2 protein-coding genes are annotated in these 2,300 nt (G+C 69.8%); both read left to right on the top strand.

Going from position 1 to position 2,300, the window contains the following annotated elements; translation table 11 throughout:
• Window positions 1-1,037 (top strand): 1-deoxy-D-xylulose-5-phosphate reductoisomerase (locus AMK22_RS37125; RefSeq protein ID WP_073792144.1); only part of this gene is annotated, 1,037 nt, incomplete at its 5' end.
• Window positions 1,034-2,300, top strand: a 1,267-nt coding sequence (locus AMK22_RS37120; protein ID WP_073792142.1) for a M50 family metallopeptidase, incomplete at its 3' end; no start/stop codon positions are given. The genes AMK22_RS37125 and AMK22_RS37120, both read left to right, overlap by 4 nt.

The following is a 2,300-nucleotide window of genomic DNA, read 5'->3' as shown; positions in this document are numbered from 1 at the left end:
GTGCCGTCGCCGTCTCCGCGCCGGACGCCGTACCGGCCCTCCGCGAGGCGCTGCGCGAGCGGTACGGGGCGGGCGAACCGCTCCCCGAGATCCTCGCCGGGCCCGACGCGGCGTCCGAACTCGCCGCCACCGACTGCCACACCGTGCTCAACGGGATCACCGGCTCCATCGGTCTCGCCCCCACCCTCGCCGCCCTCGGCGCGGGCCGCACCCTCGCCCTCGCCAACAAGGAGTCGCTGATCGTCGGCGGCCCGCTGGTGAAGGAGTTGGCCGAGCCCGGCCAGATCATCCCGGTCGACTCCGAGCACGCCGCCCTCTTCCAGGCCCTGGGCGCGGGCACCCGTGCCGACGTGCGCAAGCTCGTCGTCACCGCGTCCGGCGGCCCCTTCCGGGGCCGCACCCGCGCGGAGCTGGCCGACGTCACCCGCGAGGAGGCCCTGGCCCACCCGACCTGGGCCATGGGACCGGTCATCACGATCAACTCCGCCACCCTCGTCAACAAGGGCCTGGAGGTCATCGAGGCGCATCTCCTCTACGACATCCCGTTCGACCGGATCGAGGTCGTGGTGCACCCCCAGTCGTACGTGCACTCGATGGTGGAGTTCACCGACGGCTCCACCCTCGCCCAGGCCACGCCCCCGGACATGCGGGGCCCGATCGCGATCGGCATCGGCTGGCCCCGGCGCATCCCGGACGCCGCGCCCGCCTTCGACTGGTCGAAGGCCTCCAGCTGGGAGTTCTTCCCCCTCGACGACGAGGCGTTCCCCTCCGTGGGACTCGCCCGGCACGTGGGCACGCTCGGTTCCACCGCCCCCGCCGTCTTCAACGCCGCGAACGAGGAATGCGTCGACGCGTTCCTGTCGGGAAGGCTGCCGTTCACCGGCATCATGGATACGGTCACGGCGGTGGTGGCCGAACACGGCACCCCCGCCGCGGGAACTTCGCTCACGGTCGCAGACGTCCTGGAAGCGGAGACCTGGGCACGCGCCCGGGCCCGTGAACTCTCGGCGAAGGCGACAGCGGAGGCGCGCGCATGAGCATTTCGACGGTCCTGTTGACGATTCTCGGCATCGCCGTCTTCGTCATCGGCCTGCTGTTCTCCATCGCCTGGCACGAACTCGGGCACCTGTCGACCGCGAAGCTCTTCGGGATCCGCGTCCCCCAGTACATGGTCGGCTTCGGACCGACGATCTGGTCACGGAAGAAGGGCGACACCGAGTACGGGATCAAGGCGATCCCGGCCGGCGGCTACATCCGCATGATCGGCATGTTCCCGCCGGGACCGGACGGTCGGCTGGAGGCCCGTTCCACGTCGCCGTGGCGCGGCATGATCGAGGACGCCCGGTCCGCCGCCTTCGAGGAACTCGAACCCGGCGACGAGAAGCGGCTCTTCTACACGCGCAAGCCGTGGAAGCGCGTCATCGTGATGTTCGCCGGACCGTTCATGAACCTGGTCCTCGCCGTCGGCATCTTCCTCGGCGTGGCCATGACGTTCGGATTCCAGACCCAGACCACCGAGGTCGCGGGCGTCCAGAAGTGCGTGATCCCGCAGAGCGAGAACCGCGACACCTGCAAGAAGTCCGACGACGTCTCGCCCGCACAGGCCGCCGGGCTCCAGAAGGGCGACCGGATCGTCGCCTTCGACGGCCAGAAGGTCGACGACTGGGCCACGCTCTCCGAGAAGATCCGCGACACCATTGGCCCGGCCACCATCACCGTCCAGCGCGACGGCCAGGAGAAGACCCTCCACGCCGAGCTCAAGGAGAACGCGGTCGCCAAGAAGGACTCCCGGGGCGAGGTCGTCCCCGGCGAGTACGTGAAGGCCGGCTACCTCGGCTTCGCCGCGCAGACCGAGATCGTCCCGCTCTCCTTCGGCGACTCGGTGGTCCGCATGGGAGACATGATCGAGAACGGTGTCGACTCGATCATCGCCCTCCCGTCCAAGATCCCCGGACTGTGGGACGCCGCCTTCGGCGACGGCGAACGGGCGGCCGACTCGCCGGTGGGCGTCGTGGGCGCGGCCAGGATCGGCGGCGAGGTGATGACGCTGGACGTTCCGGCGCAGAACCAGGTCGCGATGATGCTGTTCCTGCTGGCGGGCTTCAACCTCTCACTGTTCCTCTTCAACATGCTGCCGCTGCTGCCGCTCGACGGCGGACACATCGCCGGGGCGCTCTGGGAGGCGCTGCGCCGCAACGTGGCCCGGGTCTTCAGGAGGCCCGACCCCGGCCCCTTCGACGTGGCCAAGCTGATGCCGGTCGCCTATGTCGTGGCGGGCGTCTTCATCTGCTTCACGCTGC

This window comes from Streptomyces sp. CB01580 (assembly GCF_001905795.1).
GTDB lineage: Bacteria > Actinomycetota > Actinomycetes > Streptomycetales > Streptomycetaceae > Streptomyces.
The sequence above is the reverse complement of the archived record's forward strand: the minus strand, read 5'-3'. Positions and strand labels throughout refer to the sequence as shown.